Origin of the sequence: Pseudonocardia sp. 73-21 (assembly GCF_001899645.1) — a bacterium.
Lineage (GTDB): Bacteria > Actinomycetota > Actinomycetes > Mycobacteriales > Pseudonocardiaceae > Pseudonocardia.
This window is the reverse complement of sequence record NZ_MKVV01000070.1, coordinates 1-14,000: the sequence shown is the minus strand read 5'-3', so window position 1 is coordinate 14,000 and position 14,000 is coordinate 1. Positions and strand designations below refer to the sequence as shown.

At 73.2% G+C, this 14,000-nt stretch carries 17 protein-coding genes; 9 read left to right on the top strand and 8 right to left on the bottom strand.

The genetic code is table 11. The features are described 5' to 3' along the window. Positions 1 to 2 precede the first annotated feature (2 nt). On the bottom strand, positions 3 to 488 hold the full coding sequence (locus tag BGP03_RS22175) for a MarR family winged helix-turn-helix transcriptional regulator (protein WP_296377740.1): 486 nt from the start codon (positions 486 to 488) through the stop codon (positions 3 to 5). A 59-nt stretch (positions 489 to 547) separates the two neighbouring features. Between BGP03_RS22175 and BGP03_RS22170 the strand changes: the two genes are divergently transcribed. Beyond that, positions 548 to 919 carry a cupin domain-containing protein gene (locus tag BGP03_RS22170; RefSeq protein WP_296377741.1) on the top strand — a complete coding sequence of 124 codons (372 nt, stop codon included), beginning with the start codon at positions 548 to 550 and terminating at the stop codon, positions 917 to 919. A gap of 83 nt (positions 920 to 1,002) precedes the next feature. Here the strand turns inward: BGP03_RS22170 and BGP03_RS22165 are convergent, their stop codons facing one another. After that, on the bottom strand, positions 1,003 to 2,034 hold the full coding sequence (locus BGP03_RS22165; RefSeq protein WP_296377742.1) for a phosphotransferase family protein: 1,032 nt from the start codon (positions 2,032 to 2,034) through the stop codon (positions 1,003 to 1,005). Between the two features lie 101 nt (positions 2,035 to 2,135). Here BGP03_RS22165 and BGP03_RS22160 point away from each other — a divergent pair, with 101 nt between their 5' ends. After that, on the top strand, positions 2,136 to 2,621 hold the full coding sequence (locus BGP03_RS22160) for an SRPBCC family protein (RefSeq protein ID WP_296377743.1): 486 nt from the start codon (positions 2,136 to 2,138) through the stop codon (positions 2,619 to 2,621). Here the strand turns inward: BGP03_RS22160 and BGP03_RS22155 are convergent. The 5 genes from BGP03_RS22155 to BGP03_RS22135 form a co-directional block, all read right to left on the bottom strand. Beyond that, complete coding sequence (locus BGP03_RS22155; RefSeq protein ID WP_298796039.1) at positions 2,614 to 3,036, bottom strand: DUF3037 domain-containing protein; 423 nt, start codon at positions 3,034 to 3,036, stop codon at positions 2,614 to 2,616. The genes BGP03_RS22160 and BGP03_RS22155 overlap by 8 nt on opposite strands. Continuing rightward, positions 3,009 to 3,890 carry a HipA family kinase gene (locus tag BGP03_RS22150; protein ID WP_298796037.1) on the bottom strand — a complete coding sequence of 294 codons (882 nt, stop codon included), beginning with the start codon at positions 3,888 to 3,890 and terminating at the stop codon, positions 3,009 to 3,011. Before BGP03_RS22150 ends, BGP03_RS22155 begins: the two co-directional genes overlap by 28 nt. Before the next feature lie 12 nt (positions 3,891 to 3,902). After that, positions 3,903 to 4,382, bottom strand: a complete 480-nt coding sequence (locus tag BGP03_RS22145) for a DoxX family protein (RefSeq protein WP_296377746.1) — start codon at positions 4,380 to 4,382, stop codon at positions 3,903 to 3,905. An 86-nt stretch (positions 4,383 to 4,468) separates the two neighbouring features. Next, a complete protein-coding gene (locus BGP03_RS22140; protein WP_298796035.1) occupies positions 4,469 to 4,936 on the bottom strand; it encodes a DoxX family protein in 468 nt (155 codons plus the stop codon). Between the two features lie 38 nt (positions 4,937 to 4,974). Further along, positions 4,975 to 6,276, bottom strand: a complete 1,302-nt coding sequence (locus tag BGP03_RS22135) for a DoxX family membrane protein (protein WP_298796033.1) — start codon at positions 6,274 to 6,276, stop codon at positions 4,975 to 4,977. 389 nt (positions 6,277 to 6,665) lie between these two features. On the opposite strand from BGP03_RS22135, the gene BGP03_RS22130 reads away from it, so the two are divergent. Beyond that, positions 6,666 to 7,877 (top strand): threonine synthase, encoded by a 1,212-nt coding sequence (locus BGP03_RS22130; protein WP_296377749.1) that lies wholly within the window; start codon positions 6,666 to 6,668, stop codon positions 7,875 to 7,877. A 37-nt stretch (positions 7,878 to 7,914) separates the two neighbouring features. After that, positions 7,915 to 8,520, top strand: a complete 606-nt coding sequence (locus BGP03_RS22125; RefSeq protein WP_296377750.1) for a GDSL-type esterase/lipase family protein — start codon at positions 7,915 to 7,917, stop codon at positions 8,518 to 8,520. Here the strand turns inward: BGP03_RS22125 and BGP03_RS22120 are convergent. Next, positions 8,510 to 9,007: a GNAT family N-acetyltransferase gene (locus BGP03_RS22120; protein WP_298796030.1), complete on the bottom strand. Its 498-nt coding sequence runs from the start codon at positions 9,005 to 9,007 to the stop codon at positions 8,510 to 8,512. The genes BGP03_RS22125 and BGP03_RS22120 overlap by 11 nt on opposite strands. A gap of 155 nt (positions 9,008 to 9,162) precedes the next feature. Here BGP03_RS22120 and BGP03_RS22115 point away from each other — a divergent pair, with 155 nt between their 5' ends. From BGP03_RS22115 to BGP03_RS22095, 5 genes are all read left to right on the top strand, one after another. Further along, entirely contained in the window at positions 9,163 to 9,729 is a 567-nt protein-coding gene (locus BGP03_RS22115; RefSeq protein WP_298796028.1) for a hypothetical protein, read from the top strand. A 79-nt stretch (positions 9,730 to 9,808) separates the two neighbouring features. Continuing rightward, complete coding sequence (locus BGP03_RS22110) at positions 9,809 to 10,609, top strand: ROK family protein (protein ID WP_296377753.1); 801 nt, start codon at positions 9,809 to 9,811, stop codon at positions 10,607 to 10,609. Between the two features lie 25 nt (positions 10,610 to 10,634). Further along, the gene (pgi, locus tag BGP03_RS22105) at positions 10,635 to 12,287 is read left to right on the top strand and encodes a glucose-6-phosphate isomerase (RefSeq protein ID WP_298796026.1); all 1,653 of its coding nucleotides are present in this window, start codon (positions 10,635 to 10,637) and stop codon (positions 12,285 to 12,287) included. Continuing rightward, positions 12,284 to 12,916: a phosphatase PAP2 family protein gene (locus BGP03_RS22100; RefSeq protein WP_296377755.1), complete on the top strand. Its 633-nt coding sequence runs from the start codon at positions 12,284 to 12,286 to the stop codon at positions 12,914 to 12,916. Before pgi ends, BGP03_RS22100 begins: the two co-directional genes overlap by 4 nt. Continuing rightward, the gene (locus tag BGP03_RS22095) at positions 12,895 to 13,935 is read left to right on the top strand and encodes a LacI family DNA-binding transcriptional regulator (RefSeq protein ID WP_296377756.1); all 1,041 of its coding nucleotides are present in this window, start codon (positions 12,895 to 12,897) and stop codon (positions 13,933 to 13,935) included. Before BGP03_RS22100 ends, BGP03_RS22095 begins: the two co-directional genes overlap by 22 nt. The last annotated feature ends 65 nt before the right edge of the window (positions 13,936 to 14,000 follow it).

The window sequence follows — 14,000 nt, the reverse complement described above, 5'->3', positions numbered from 1 at the left end:
GTTCAATGATCACCTGCTCCCCCACCGGCGAGCCACCCGGGGACGTCGAGCCGCAGGGGCCCGCCGCGCGTGACGACGCCCAGGTCGTCCTCCAGGGCCCGCAGCCGGTCGGCGCCGAGCGCGTCCGCCCACCCGGTGCGCAGGTCGTCGAAGATCGCCGCGGAACGGGCCAGCAGGTCGGTGCCACGGCCGGTGCGGCGCACGAGCTTGCGGCGCGCGTCGGCGGGGTCGGCGGCGCGCTCGAGGTAGCCCAGCCGCTCCAGGGTCTCGACGTGCTTGGCCGCGGCCTGCTTGGTGACGCCGAGGCGGCGGCCCAGCTCGACGGCGGTGGTGCCGTCCGGGCCCACCGCCTGCAGGACGAACCCGTGCACCGGCCGCGCGTCGGGATGGCCCTGGCGGGCGAGCTCGGCGTGCAGACCGTCGACGAGCGTGCGGAAGCCCTGCAGGAGCAGCAGCGGCAACACGAAACCCGGTGGGTCAGTTGACACGATCGACAACCTGGTTCACTATTTCGACAACCACGTTGTCCATAGTAGGAGATGCCCCCATGCCCGTCGTCCGCCACGCCGACGCCCGCCGCACCGCCACCCCCAACGCCGTGATGACCACCCTCGCCTCCCCCACCCAGGGCGGCACCGGCCTGGCCGTCTGGCAGGTCCGGATGGACCCCGGCGCCTCCGGCCCGCCGCACCGCTTCGACGCCGAGCAGGTCTGGACGGTGCTGACCGGCTCCGCCCGCATCGAGCTCGACGGCGCCGAGCACGCGGTGGGCGAGGGCGACACGGTCGTCATGCCGGCCGGGGTGCCACGCCGGGTCCACGCCGGTGAGCGGCCCTTCACGGCGGTGGTGGCCGCCCCGGCGGGCGCCCGCGCCACGGCGGACGGGGCCGACCCGGTGCTGCCCGCCTGGATCGCCTGACCCACCCGGTGATCACGGGCGGATGGTCGTCGGTGGATCCACCGCAACCACCATCTGCCCGTGATCAGCGCCTCCGGGGACCGTCAGCCGAGGGACGCCAGGGCCGCCGCCGCCTGGTCCTGCAGGGACTGCAGCCGGGCCGCTCCGCCGTCGGACTCCTCCGTGCCCATCACCCCTCCGACGTAGCGGCTGTACACCCCGGCCCCGATGCACGCCGAGCGCCAGCGGGCGAACGCCACGTAGAAGTCCAGCTCGCCGACGTCGCGACCGGAGCGCTGCGCGTAGCGGGTGACCAGCGCGTCGCCGTCCGGGTAGCCGCCGGCCTGGTTGGGCCCGGCGATCGTCGGCGGGGCCGTGTCGGCCGGGCGCCCCCACGACGCGAGCAGCCAGCCGAGGTCGGCGAGCGGGTCGCCGAGCGTCGCCAGCTCCCAGTCGAAGATCGCCCGCACCCCGCCGTCCGGGCCGTAGGCGAGGTTGCCGGGGCGGTAGTCGCCGTGCGCGATCCGGACCTCCGACGGCGGCAGGCCGGCCGCCCGGGCGACGAGCCGCTCGTGGGCGGCGTCGACGACCGAGAGGTCCTCCACCGCGGACGCGTGCACCTGCCGGTGCCACACCTTGAGCTGGCGCTCCAGGTAGCTGCCCGGCCGGCGCAGATCGCCCAGGCCCACCTCGTCGGGCTCGACGGCGTGCAGCTCGGCGAGCACGTCGATGGTGGCGAGCCCGGCCGCGGAGCGCGCCTCGGCCGCGATCCGGTGCCCCGACTCCGCGTCGCCGAGGACCTCCCCGTCGACGAAGCCCATGAGGTAGAACTCCGCGCCGATCACGGTGTCGTCGGCGCAGTAGGCGACGGGCGGTGCCACCGGAACGCCGGTGGGGGCCAGCGCCGAGATGAACCGCCACTCGCGGCTCATGTCGTGCGCGGTGGCCAGCACCATCCCGGTCGGCGGGCGGCGCAGCGCCCACGAGGTGCCGGCGTCGTCGGTGATGCGGTAGGTGAGGTTGGAGTGCCCGCCCGAGATCCGTTCGACGCCGACGGGCCCGTCGCCGACCTTCACCTCCGGCACCTCGGAGCGCAGCCAGTCGGTCAGGGGAGCGGCGGGAACGGCGTCGGTCATGAGCCCATTCAAAGGGGCAGCAGCGCCCGGGGCCAGGGTTGACGGCGGCGCGGCGAACGTGGGTGACTTCCCCCGACAACAACGACGTTGACGGAGGACCCATGAGTGACGACAAGAAGATCCAGGTCAGCGGCACCGTCGCCGCCCCGCCCGCCGCAGTCTTCGCGCTCCTGTCCGACCCGGCCCGCCACACCGAACTCGACGGCGCCGGCATGCTCACGGGCCTCGACTCCGGCCCCAGCCCGGTGTCCAAGGTCGGCGACGCGTTCGTGATGAACATGAACCAGGACGGCATCGGCGACTACCAGATGCGCAGCGAGATCACGAGGTTCGAGGCCGACCGCGCCATCGCCTGGGCCCCGGCGGTCCACCCGGTGGGGGCGTTGAAGCACATCATCGGCGACCTGAACCCCACCGGCCACGTCTACGGCTGGGAGCTCGAGCCCACCTCCGACGGGGGCACGCAGGTCACGCACACCTACGACTGGAGCGGTGTGCAGGACCAGGAGGCCCTCGCCCTCTACCCGCGGGTGTCGGAGGAGCAGATGCGCAGGTCGATCGCCAACGTGGCGGAGGCCGTCAGCTGACCAGGCTCCGGAGCAGGTGCTCCAGGGTGGCGGCGGGGTCGGCGGTGAGGCCGGTGTGCACCGGCCCCGCCTGCACCACGGTGCTGCGCGGGGCCGTCAGCCGCCGGAAGCGCCGGCCCCGGTCCTCCTCCCCCGCGGGCCCCGCGTGCCGCGCGGCCTGCGCGGACGCCTCGCCGCAGAGCGCGACGGCCGCGTCCAGCGCACGGGCGATCGCCCCGGCGTCGGCCGTGGCGTCGAGCGCCGTGAGCCGGGCGACGTCGAGGTGGGCACGGGCGCCGAGGTAGTCGAGCGCCCGGCAGTACAGCAGCACCCCGGCGTTCATCAGCTCCCCGCGCTCCACCCGCGGCACGACCCGCAGCACGGCGTACTCGAACGCGTGCGTCCCGCTCACCGCGGCCGCCGGTCGGTCAGCCACGACGGCGGGTTGGCCGTGCGCGTGGGGGCGTGGTCGACGCGACGGGCCACCGCGTCCCGGACGCCGGGCAGCCACGCGTCCCGGGCGTCGCGGCGGGCGAGCAGCGGGGCGACGTACGCCTCCCGCTCCGCGTCCAGCCACTCGTCCGGCACCGCCGCCACCACGTCGCGCAGCAGATCGGCGGTGATCAATGGGGCGAGTGCGGCGTCGGCGGCGTCGAGATCGGGCGACGAGCCCAGCAGCACGTGGTCGGCGGCGTCGTAGGGCCTGGTCACCCAGTTGCCCGCAGCGCTGTTCTGCGCCTCCGCGGGAGGAATCACGTCGGCGCTGGACCACGCGTGGTGGAACGTCAGCGTCGCCCCGTGGTCGATGAGGTACGGGCCGCCGTGCCAGAACAGCATGTTGACGTTGCGCCACGACCGGTCGACGTTGCCGACCAGCGCGTCGAACCACAGGACGCGCCCGGCCAGGCCGGGGTCGACCGGGAACGCGACGGGATCGAGATCGAGCGCGCCGGGCAGGAAGTCCATGCCGAGGTTGAGCCCCGGGCTGGCCCGCAGCAACTCCTGGACCTCCTGGTCGGGCTCCGACGCGCCGAGCGCCGGGTCCAGGTCGACCGTCACGAGGTCGGGCACCGGCAGGCCCAGCGCCCGGGCCAGCTCCCCGCAGACGACCTCCGCCACCAGCACCTTCGGCCCCTGCCCGGCGCCGCGGAACTTCACGACGTAGGTGCCGAGGTCGTCGGCCTCCATCAGCCCGGGCAGCGAGCCGCCCTCGCGCAGCGGCGTGACGTAGCGGATGGCGGTGACGTGACGCAGGGGGACGTGACGCAGGGGGACGTGACGCGGGGACACGCCGCCATCGTGCTACGACAGGACGCGCACCCGTTCCTCGACCCGGACGTGCCGGCCGACGGGCTCCTTGGCCCGGCGCCGGGCGGCCAGCAGGTGGTCGATGCTGACGCGGCCCGGACCGAACGCGAGCAGCATCAGCGCGCCGGTGATGATCACCCCGACGAGCTCCCAGCCGCCCTTGGCGACGAAGACGCCGCCGGTCCAGTGGCCGGCGAACAGGCCGGCCCCGATCATGTTCAGCGTGGTCAGGACCGCGACGTACGGCGTGGCCAGCCCGACGAGGATCAGGACCCCGCCGCCGAGCTCGACGAACGTGGCGAACACCGCCGCCGCACCCGGAGCCGGGATGCCCATGCCGGCGAAGCCGGCGCTGGTGGCGGCGATCCCCTTCTCGGCGAGCTTCTGCCAGCCGTGCGCGACGAGGACGATCCCGAGCAGGAGCCGGGCGACCAGCGAGGCGATGTCGGACGTGGGTGCGGGAAGCTGCGGCACGGGACGATCCTCCGAACAGTGATCATGAACGTTTCCGGCGTCGGGTGGGCCGGCCGTCGTGTGACCGGCCCACCCGACGGGCAGGATCAGCTCGTGGCGAGCTCCAGCTCGCGACGGTCCTTGTCCTGCAGGCGCCGCACGACGTGGTCGAGGCTGAACCGCCCGGGACCCACCGCGGCGAAGAACAGCAGGCACACGGTGATCACCCCGACGAGCTCCCACCCCTTGTCCGCCAGGAAGATCCCGTTCCCGTAGTGCACGAAGACACCGGCCCCGACCATGATCACCCCCATCAGCGCGCAGACGATGGTGGTGAGGCCGCCGAGGATCAGCAGCACGCTGCCGGCGAACTCCACCACCGTCACGAACGACGCCGACACGATCGCCAGCGGGATGCTGAGGGTCTCGAACCCCTCGGTGGTGCGGCCGATGCCGTTGACCAGCATCTTCTGGTAGCCGTGGGCGAACATCACGACGCCGAGTACGACCCGGCCCACGAGGAGGGCGACGTCCCTGGCGGGGGCGGGCAGCGGGCGGTTGAACTCGAGATTCATGCGGGGCGTCCCCGGGGATCGGGTACGGACCTGCACGGTCACTGGAACGGGGTGGTGGCCATACGGACCCGCTCGGACCGGGCGGCCCGCTGGGGCAGCTCGGAGTCCGGACGGGGCGTCTCGGCCCGGGACCCGTCAATCGTCAGGGCCGCCGCGACGTCCGGGGCCGCGTCGGCCCGCGGCGTGGGCTCGGTCCGGCGGGGCGCCTCGGCCGTTGCGGGCCGCCCGACGTGGGCGAACTGCTCGGTGACCGGCGCGGCGTCGAGCAGCCGGGCCGCCGCGAACCGCTGCGCGGGGCCGAAGCCCGGGGCGGGCTCGGACGTCGGAGCGGGCTCGGACGTCGGAGCCGACTCGAACACATGGGCCGACTCGAACACATGGGCCGACTCGAACACATGGGCCGACTCGAACATGGGGGCCGGCTCGAACACGTGGGCCGGCTCGAACATGGGGGCCGGGTCGTGCGTCGCGACCGGCTGGAACCCGGCCGCGGGCCGGTAACCGCCCGACCGCTCGACGATCCGCAGGCGCTCGGCCATCCCGTGCTCGTCGGACGCGGCGGCCGGCTCGGTCAAGATCGCCGCGGGCAGGGTGACCGGGAGGGCCGAGGTCATCGGCTGCTCCGCCGGCGGCCGCTGCTCGGGGGCCCACACCTGCTCGACGATGCGCGGCTGCTCGCCGGTGGGCGACGGCTCGGCGACCCGGGCCTGCGCACCGGTGCGCGGCTGCTCGAGCACCCGGACCCGCCCGACCACCTGCTGCGCCGCCCCGCCGGAGCGGGGGCCCTGTCCGAGCTGACCGATGTGCCGGGGCGCGCGGCCCGGGGCGTTGCGCACCACCGCGGCGAACGTGCCCGTGGTGGGCGTCTCGGCCCGGTGCACCGGCGCCTGGACCTTCTCCAGCGCGGCGTCCTGCCGCGACCGGTAGGAGGAGATGAGGTGGTCCACGCTGTAGCGGCCGGGGCCGGTGGCGGCCAGCGCGAGCTCGGCGGCGACGATCACGCCCACCAGCTCCCACCCGCCGTCCTGCGCGAAGACGCCGTGGGTGATGTGGACGAACCCGGCGGCGCCGATCATGACCACGAGGTCGAGTGCCACCACCGTGGTGGTGAGCGCGCCGACGATGAGCAGCACCCCTCCGACGAACTCCACGAACGACGTGAACGACGCCGAGACGATCGCGAGCGGGATGCCCATCTTCTCGAACTGACCGTACGTGCCGGCGATGCCGTTGATCATCAGTTTCTGCCAGCCGTGGGCGAAGAGCACCACGCCCAGGACCACGCGGCCGATCAGCAGGGCGATGTCACGCGCAGGGGCGGGCAGTGGTCGATTGAACATCGGGGAAGCCTCCATAAACCCTCTGTGAGCGGAATACGTCGTTGGGTGACGATGAGTTAACCCGATGGATGGGAATGCACACGGCCAGTCAGCGGGTCGGGCGGCGGCCGAGCGGTCCTGCGCGATGAGCAGTCGGCCCAGTGCGCCCGATCGGGCGACTACACGTGATCTTCCGGTTGCCCCGTGTGACGCGCCGCTCGTCGCGAGTGGGTGCAAACACTGGTCCGACCGTGCGAAACGGCTGTTCCGGGGTGCGGTCAAATCGGACACGGTCCGCGACCACAGCGGCAGCGCTCTGGGCCGTTCAGGCGTACGGCGGCCCGATCCGACACCCGTGACGGCCGCCACCGACGGTTGCGCCGGTGGCGCGGGCGGGATCGACTCCGCGCATGGTCTTCTCCACGCTGAGCCATCTGGAGTGCTCCCGTGACGGCTCCGCCCACGACGCCGACGTCGTCCAGGGGACGTCGCCGCTCGGCGCACCGCTGCTCGCCCGCTACGACCTCGAACGCGCCGCCGCCGTTACCCCGGCCCGGATCGCGACCCGGGCGCCGGACCTGTGGCGCTATCACGAGCTGCTGCCCGTGCGGGACCCCGCGCACGTCGTGACGCTCGGGGAGGGCATGACACCGCTGCTCGACCTGCCGCGCCACGGCGCGCGGCTCGGCGTGCCCGGGCTGCGGATGAAGGACGAGGGGCTCGTCCCGACCGGCGCGTTCAAGGCCCGCGGTGCGGCCGTCGGTGTCTCGCGGGCGGCCGAGCTGGGCGTGAAGGGCGTCGCGATGCCCACGAACGGCAACGCCGGCGCCGCCTGGGCCGCCTACGCGGCCCGGGCCGGGCTCGGGGCACTGATCGCGATGCCCGTGGACGCGCCGGAGATCACGCGCCGCGAGTGCGTGGTGACCGGCGCCGAGCTGTACCTGGTGGACGGGCTGATCGGCGACGCCGGCGCACTGATCACGAAGGCCGTCGGAGCGCGGGAGGGCTACCAGGACACCTCCACCCTGCGCGAGCCGTACCGCATCGAGGGCAAGAAGACGATGGGCTACGAGATCGTCGAGCAGCTGGGCTGGCGTGGCCCCGACGTCATCCTGTACCCGACCGGTGGCGGCGTCGGGATCATCGCGATCCACAAGGCGCTGCTCGAGATGCGGGAGCTGGGCTGGATCACCGGGCCGCTGCCCCGGCTCGTCGCCGTGCAGGCGGCCGGCTGCGCGCCCATCGTCGACGCGTTCACCGCCGGGCTCGACGAGAGCACCGCCCCCGCCGACCCGCACACCGTCGCCTTCGGGATCACCGTGCCCAAGGCGCTGGGCGACTTCCTCGTGCTCGACGCCGTGCGCGCGACGGGCGGCACCGCGATCGCCGTGACCGACGACGACCTGCTCGCCGCCCAGCGGTCGCTGGCCCGCGACGAGGGCACGTGGGTGTGCCCGGAGGGCGCGGCCTGCTTCGCGGCAGTGGGGCAGCTGCGGGAGTCGGGCTGGCTCGCCGGCGACGAGGACGTGGTGGTCCTCAACACCGGCACGGGCCTGATCTACCCCGGCACGGTGGCTGTCGACGTGCCGATCCTGGCCCGCGACGGGGCGATCCCCTCCTAGGACGCGGCGCGGATCCGGTGTCCACGAGAATCGGTGGGTGACCAGCCCACGGGATCTTCGCGTCCTCGCCCTCGGGGACTCGTTCGTCGCCGGCGTCGGCGACCCGGACGGCCGGGGCTGGTTCGGACGCCTCGTCTCCGCGGCCGGACGGCGGGGCGTCGCGACCACCGCCTACAACCTCGGCGTCCGGCGCGACACCACCGGCGACGTCCTCGCCCGCTGGCACCGGGAGGTGGCGGTGCGCCGCGCTCCCGGGTGCGACGAGCGCCTGGTCGTCTCGGTCGGCGTCAACGACTGCACGGTCGAGAACGGGACGCAGCGGGTCGCGACGGAGCAGAGCGTCGCCGACCTGGCGCGCCTTCTCGCGGACGCCGGCGAGGCCGGCCTACCGACGTTCGTCGTCGGCCCCCCACCGATCGCCGACGCCGAGGTGAACCGCCGGGTCGTCGAGCTGAGCGCCCGTTTCCGCGACGTCTGCGCGGACGCCGGGGCGCCGTTCGTCGAGGTGGTGCACGATCTCGTCCGCGACGAGCGGTGGACGGCGGAGGTCCGCGACGGCGACGGCGCGCATCCCGGCGCCGGCGGCTACGAACGGCTCGCGGCGGTCGTCCTGCCGGCCTGGCTCGGATGGATCAGACCCTGACGGCGGGCAGCCGGTAGACGTGCTCCACGACCTCCCGCCCGATCCCCGCCGCGTACGCCGCCTCGGTCCCGACCTGCTCGAACCCGGCGCGGGTGAGCACCCTCGCCGAGCCGATGTTGTGCTCGGCCACCCGGCCGAACAGCGGCCTGGTGGTCTCGATCCGCAGGAGCTCCCGCAGCGCGGCCGACCCGATGCCCTCACCCCAGCGGGCGGGGTCGATCCAGTAACCGACCTCGCGGTGGCCCTCGATCGTGAAGCTCGACACGGTGCCCACCAGGACGCGGCCGGCCGCGACCGCGAGCAGCGTGTTCGCCGGATCGCTCCGGACGCGCCGGTAGTGGGCGTCGAACGCGGCCCGGTCCGACGGATCCGCCCGCGTGAACGCCGCCATCCGGACGGCCTCCGGTTCCCGCTCCCACTCGAAGAGCGCGTCGAGATCCGCGTCGACGAACTCCCGGAGCGTCACGGAGACGGGCGGATTGTCCATATCGGAAAACGTTACCCCCCATTGTCGGCGACCCGAGTCCCTAACCCACCCTTTCGGGGACCCTGCGCGATCCCCGATGGCCCCCGGGCCCGACTTCCCTACCTTTAGCGCAACGCCGGTCGACCGGCCCCCTGCGAACAACGGAGTTGAGCACGATGGCGAAGTTCAACCACCACCCGCACCACGGAGACGTCCACCAGCACATCACCACGCACACCGTCACCGCCTCGGGGGCCGGAGCGGTGGCCGCCGGGGACGACATCCGGCACTCGACCGTGACGACCGGCCACGACAACCAGGTCGGCCACGGCAACGTCGCAGGCCACGGCAACGTCGTCGGCAACGGCAACGCCGTGGTCACCGGCAGCCACGACACCACGTCCTTCGGCTCCGGGAGCGCCACCACCACCTCCGTCGGCCACGACGTCAACGTCGGCGACGGCGCGGCCTTCGGTTCCGGCGGCAGTGCGTCGGTGAACAACAGCGACAACAGCCTGCACCACGTCGGCAACACCTACACGGACAACTCGGTCAACGATTCCTTCAAGGACTCGAGCGACCACAGCATCCACAACTCGGGAAACACGTTCATCGACGCGAGCACCGACCACTCGTTCAACGACGACAGCCACCACACGACCACCACGACGATCCACGACGAGAGCGACCACCACATCTTCACCGACAACAGCCTCAGCCATGTCGGCAACATCCACTTCTGATCGGCAAGGGGTCGCCGAAGACGGCCGCGCGGGGCGTCGGCTTCTTGGAGCAGGCGCCTGATCGGCTACCGTCTCGCGCGTGGAGGACACGACGAAGACCGGCGGCCCGCTCACCCTCGCGATCGACGTGGGCGGCTCGGGGCTGAAGGCCACCGTCCTCTCGCCCGAGGGCGAGATGCTCTCGGAGCGGGAGCGCCGCGAGACCCCGTACCCGTGCACCCCGGACGTGCTGCTCGACGAGCTGGCGGCGCTCGCGGCCACGCAGCCGGCCTACGACCGCGTGTCCGTCGGCTACCCGGGCGCGATCCGCCGCGGCCGGGTCCGCGACGTCACGGCGTTCGTGCGGCCGGCGCCGGGCGAGGACCCCGACCCGGAACTGATCGAGCTGTGGGCCAACTACGACCTGGAGTCGGCGCTGGAGCAGCGGTTCGGCAAGCCCGTCCGCGTCGCCAACGACGCCGACGTGCAGGGCTGCGCGGTGATCTCCGGGCAGGGCATGGAGCTCGTGATCACCCTGGGCACCGGGGTCGGCTGCGCCACCTTCTTCGACGGCGCGCTGCTGCCGCACATGGAGCTCTCGCACGGCCGGTTCGGTGAGGGCCTGTCCATCGAGGTCGCGTGCGGCGACCACGAGCGCCACAAGGTGGGCAAGGAGAAGTGGCGCGAGCGCGTGCTCGACGCGCTCGACGCGTTCGAGATGATGGTGCTGCCCGACCACCTCTACATCGGCGGCGGCAACGCGAAGAGGCTCGACCCCGACAAGCTCGGCCCGAACCGGACGATCGTGCCGAACGTGTCCGGGCTGCTGGGCGGCATCGCGCTGTGGGACCGCACCGAGAACACGGGCGCCGTCAGCCCGCACTCCGGCGCCGCGCACTGAGGTCACAGGGGGCAGGATGTGCCCCGTGGCTGCCTACCCTGCTGACATCACCGCGACGCCCGAGTGGGCGGCACTGGCCGAGCACCATGCGGCCGTGGCCGAACTCCACCTCCGCGATCTCTTCGCCGACGACCCCGACCGCGCCGGGGCGCTGACCGCCGAGGGCGCCGACCTGGTGCTCGACTACTCCAAGCACCGCATCACCCGCGACACGCTGCCGCTGCTCACGGCGCTGGCGCGGGCGGCCGCGCTGCCCGAGCGCACCGAGGCGATGTTCGCGGGCGAGCACATCAACACCAGCGAGGACCGTGCGGTGCTGCACACGGCCCTGCGCGCGCCCCGGGCCACCGCGCTGGGCGTCGACGGGCAGGACGTGGTCACCGACGTGCACGACGTGCTGTTCCGGATGGGCGAGTTCACCGACGCCGTCCGCTCCGGCGCGTGGACCGGCCACACCGGTGAGCGCATCCGCGCCGTCGTCAACATCGGCATCGGCGGCTCGGACCTGGGCCCCGTCATGGCCTACGAGGCGCTGAAGGCCTACTCCCAGCGCGACATGGCGATGCACTTCGTCTCCAACATCGACCCCACCGACATCTGGGAGACGCTCCGCGGCCTCGACCCGACCACCACCCTGTTCGTCGTCTCGTCGAAGACGTTCACGACGCTGGAGACGCTGACCAACGCCAAGGTGGCCCGCGACTGGCTGCTGGAGGGCGTCGGCGGCGACGAGACGGCCGTGGCGAAGCACTTCGTGGCGGTGTCGACGAACGCCAAGGAGGTCACGGCGTTCGGCATCGACACCGACAACATGTTCGGCTTCTGGGACTGGGTGGGCGGGCGCTACTCGCTGGACTCCGCCATCGGCCTGTCGCTGATGGTGGCCATCGGCAAGGAGTACTTCGAGGAGTTCCTCGCCGGCATGTACGCGATGGACAGCCACTTCCGGAAGGCGCCGCTGGAGGAGAACCTCCCGGTGATCGCCGGGCTGCTGGGCGTCTGGTACGTCAACTTCTTCGGTACCGAGACCCACGCCGTGCTGCCCTACAGCCAGTACCTGCACCGGCTGCCGGCCTACCTGCAGCAGCTGACGATGGAGAGCAACGGCAAGTCGGTGCGCGGCGACGGCACGCCGGTCACCACGGCCACCGGCGAGATCTTCTGGGGCGAGCCGGGCACCAACGGCCAGCACGCGTTCTACCAGCTGATCCACCAGGGCACCCGGCTCATCCCGGCCGACTTCATCGGGTTCGCCGAGCCCAACCACGTCATCGAGGTGGACGACCACTCGGACATGCACGACCTGTTCATGTCCAACCTGTTCGCCCAGACCCAGGCGCTGGCGTTCGGCAAGACCGCCGAGGAGATCGCCGCCGAGGGCACCGATCCCGCCGTCGTGCCGCACAAGGTGATGCCGGGCAACCGCCCGTCGTCCACGATCCTGGCGCGCAAGCTCACCCCCGGCGTGCTGGGGCAGCTGATCGCGTTCTACGAGCACGTGACGTTCGTCGAGGGCACGATCTGGGGCATCGACTCCTTCGACCAGTGGGGCGTCGAGCTGGGCAAGGTCATGGCCAAGCAGCTCGGCCCGGTGCTCACCGGCGAGAAGGGTGACGAGGGCCTCGACTCCTCCACCGCCGCGCTCGTCGCGCGCTACCGCGGGTGGCGCCGTCGTTGACCGCACCCCCGAGATCGAGCGCCTGGACCGCCGTGCTGCTGGTGGTGCTCGCCGTCGCAGCGGTCTGGGCGGCGTTCGTCGGGTACGGGCCCGCCCAGCTGGACGGGCCGGCGCTGGGTGAGTCGATCGAGAACCGGTCGCCGGCGCTGACGGCGGTGGCCGTGGTGGTCACCACCGTCGGCAACACCGCGGCGATGGCGGTGCTCGCGGTGCTGGTCGGCGCGTTCTGCTGGTGGCGCGGCCGCCGCGCCGACGCCGTGCTGGCCGTGGTCGCGATGGCCACCGCCAGCCTGGTGTTCACCACCATCAAGAACGTGCTGGACCGGCCGCGGCCGCCCGTCGCGGACCGGCTGGTGACGGTGGGCAACGAGTCGCTGCCCTCGGGTCACGCCACGATGTCGATCGTGGTGATCGGTACGATCGTCGTGCTCGCGTGGCGCTTCCTCGCCGTGCGGGGACGGGCCGTGCTCGTGGTCCTGGGCGCCGCGTGGGTGGGTTCGGTCGGCGCCACCCGGGTATACCTCGGTGTGCACTGGTTCAGCGACGTGATCGCCGGCTGGCTCGTCGGCGCGGCCTGGCTCGCCGTCTGCGCGACGGTGTGGAGCCGGTGGCGGGCACGGCAGGCATGAGCTCCCCCGCGCCGGTGATGGCCGACGTCGCCCGGCTCGCCGGGGTGTCGCTGCAGACCGTGTCCCGCGTCGTCAACGACGCGCCGAACGTCAGCGGGCCCACCCGCGCCCGGGTGCTGGCCGTCATGGACGAGCTCGGCTACCGCCGCAACGCCGTCGCCCGCGCGCTGGCCACGCGGCGCAGCGGCATCATCGGGGTCCTGACCATCGACGTGGTGCTGCGCGGCCCCCAGCAGATGCTCTACGGCGTCGAGCGGGCGGCCAGCCGGCTCGGCCTCGGCGTCGCCGTCGCGGTGGTCGACCGGGTCACGCCCGACGGCATCCGCCGGGCCCTGGGCCGGCTGCAGGACCAGGGCGTCGAGGGGGTCGTGGCGCTGGCCCCGCACGAGGACGCCGTGCCGGTGCTCACCGCGTCGCTGTCGGCGATGCCGGCGGTGCTCGTCGGCGGCCACCGGGCGGCCGACGGGCCGAACCTCCCGACGGTGGAGCTCGACCACCACGGCGGCGCCGTCGCGGCCACGCGGTACCTCCTGGAGCTGGGCCACCGCACGGTGCACCACCTCGCGGGGCCGCCGCGCTGGCTTCCGTCCCGGCGGCGCATCGAGGGCTGGAGCGGCGCGCTGGCCGCCGCGGGCGCCCGGCGGCCCGAACCCCGCCGGGGCGAGTGGACCGCCCGCTCCGGCCACGCGGTCATGCGGGAGCTGCTCGCCGACGACCCGGGGCTGACCTCCGTCTTCGTCGCCAACGACCAGATGGCGCTGGGCGCCCTCGCCGCGCTGACCGATGCGGGCCGTCGCGTGCCGGACGACGTCAGCATGATCGGATTCGACGACACCCCCGAGGCCCCGTTCTTCCGCCCGGCGCTGACGACCGTCTGCCCGCGGTTCGACGACGCGGGGAACCGCGCGGTGCGGATGCTGCTCGCGGCCATCCGTCCCGACGACGCCCCGGCCGCGCCCGGCTCCCAGCTCGTGCCGGTGGAGCTGGTGGTGCGGGCGAGCACCGGGCCGCCTCCCTAGGACGCTCCTGAAAAAGCCGGTCGTGTCGGTCCTGGCCGGGACGGTCGGGGCTGGGAGGATCGGTG